The 2,408-nt window shown below is 61.3% G+C and carries 2 protein-coding genes; both read left to right on the forward strand.

Annotated elements, in window-relative coordinates; all coding sequences use genetic code 11:
• Nucleotides 1-1,008, forward strand: a 1,008-nt coding sequence (locus BFP99_RS02000) for an aminotransferase-like domain-containing protein (RefSeq protein WP_065946558.1), incomplete at its 5' end; no start/stop codon positions are given.
• A 234-nt stretch (nt 1,009-1,242) separates the two neighbouring features.
• Nucleotides 1,243-2,408 (forward strand): ribonucleotide-diphosphate reductase subunit beta (locus BFP99_RS02005; protein ID WP_065946559.1); only part of this gene is annotated, 1,166 nt, incomplete at its 3' end.

Below are 2,408 nucleotides of genomic sequence, written 5' to 3' on the forward strand. Positions count from 1 at the left end.
GTGGTGCGCACGCCGTCGTTGCGCATCGCCGGGCTGGGCACGCCCGCCGGGCTGCTGCCCTTGCGCCTGGCCCTGCAACAGAAGCTGCACGCCGACGGTTTGTCGGTCCCGGTGGAACAAATCATCACCACCCCCAACACCCTGCAGGGCCTGGACATGCTCATGCGCCTGCTCGCCAGGCCCGGCGACACGGTGCTGCTGGACGCACCGTGCTATTTCAACTTCCACGCCAACCTGGCGCTGCACGGCGTCAAGGTGGTGACCATCCAACGCCGCCCCGACGGTTTCGATTTCACCGCCCTCGAACAACTGCTGGCCGAACACCGTCCGAGCCTGTACCTGACCACCAGCGTGCTGCATAACCCGACCGGCCACTCCTTCAGCCCCAGCCAGGCGTTTCGCCTGTTGCAACTGACCCAGCAGTACCACTGCCATATCGTCGAGGACGATCTTTACGGCGACCTGCACCCCAACCCGCCGCCACGCCTGGCCACCCTCGCCGGGCTGGACCAGGTCACCTACCTGTCGGGTTTCTCGAAGATCCTCAGTGCCAACACCCGCGTCAGCTTCGTGGTGGCCGCGCCGCAACTGGCCGCCAACCTGACCAATATGAAGTTGATGAGCGGCGGCGTGACCTCGGAACTGTTCGAGCAGATCGTCTACCGCATGCTCAGCGAAGGCAGCTACGCCAAGCATCGCAAGCGCATGGTCCAACGCCTGATGGAAGCCGGCGGGCGCGTGGAGCAATGGCTGCGGCGCTGCGGGTGCGAGTTGCCGATGGCCTATGAGGGCGGGATGTTTATCTGGGCGCGCCTGCCAGCGGGTGTGAACGGCGAATGGTTGGCCCAGGAAGCGTTGAAACGCAGCCTGGTACTGGCGCCGGGCGCGCTCTTCGGCTACGACCCGGCCCATCGCGATTCGATGCGTTTCAACGTGGCCCACAGTGATGAGCCACGGGTGCAGCAGGTGTTTGAAGCGCTGTTACTCGAGGCTGCGGGCGGGTCCTGAAGGACAGCGGCGGTTCTGCCACCCCCTGCGACGTTCGATCCTTTCTTGTTCGTTGACCCATTCTGTTACACACCATATAGTGTGCCAACAAACAGAACAGACCACTACATAGTGTGCAGCATCGGTAATCACCGACCACACTCTGCGCAGTATTTCAATGCCTGGCAGCCTGCAGATCGTATTTTTTTGGACGGGTTCACATGCCGTCAAAACAGAACAGAAGGGAGTATTTCAATGCTGAGTTGGGATGAAGTCGACAACGAGGACACCGGTGCAGCCGTGATCAAGGGCGCCAACGCCGGCCATGCCAGCGAAGCCAACATGGACCGCCTCGACGGTGCCGGTGCCGCTGCCGCCATCGAAGCACGCGCCGTCACCGCCAGTGACTCCGCCGCCATCGTGCGCGCCAAGGCCGCCTTGGACAAACTCGACGTCGCCGAAGGCCTCGCCGAACTCGAAGGCGCCTCCGCCCGCGTCGCCGTTGACGAAAAGCGCATGATCAACTGCCGCGCCGACCTCAACCAACTCGTGCCCTTCAAGTACGACTGGGCCTGGCAGAAGTACCTCGACGGCTGCGCCAACCACTGGATGCCGCAAGAGGTCAACATGACCGCCGACATCGCCCTGTGGAAAAACCCCGAAGGCCTGACCGACGACGAACGCCGCATCGTCATGCGCAACCTCGGCTTCTTCTCCACCGCCGACTCCCTGGTCGCCAATAACCTGGTCCTGGCCGTGTACCGCCTGATCACCAACCCGGAGTGCCGCCAGTACATCCTGCGCCAGGCCTTCGAAGAAGCGATCCACACCCACGCCTACCAGTACTGCATCGAATCGTTGGCCATGGATGAAGGCGAGATCTTCAACATGTACCACGAGATTCCATCGGTGGCTAAGAAGGCAGCCTGGGGCCTGAAATACACCCGCTCCATCTCCGATCCGAAGTTCGAAACCGGCACCGTCGAGACTGATAAAGAGCTGCTGCGCAACCTGGTCGCCTACTACTGCGTCCTGGAAGGCATCTTCTTCTATTGCGGCTTCACCCAGATCCTGTCCATGGGCCGCCGCAACAAAATGACCGGCGTGGCCGAGCAGTTCCAGTACATCCTGCGCGACGAGTCGATGCACCTGAACTTCGGTATCGACGTGATCAACCAGATCAAAATCGAAAACCCACACCTGTGGGATGCCGAGATGAAGGAAGAAGCGACCCAGATGATCCTGCAGGGGACTCAGCTGGAGATTGAATATGCGCGGGATACCATGCCGCGCGGGGTGCTCGGTATGAACGCCGCGATGATGGAAGACTATTTGAAGTTCATCGCTAACCGTCGCCTGTCGCAAATTGGGTTGAAGGAAGAGTATCCGGGGACGACTAACCCGTTCCCGTGGATGAGTGA

The sequence above is a fragment of the Pseudomonas sp. 1 R 17 genome (assembly GCF_900067035.1).
Lineage (GTDB): Bacteria > Pseudomonadota > Gammaproteobacteria > Pseudomonadales > Pseudomonadaceae > Aquipseudomonas > Aquipseudomonas marginalis.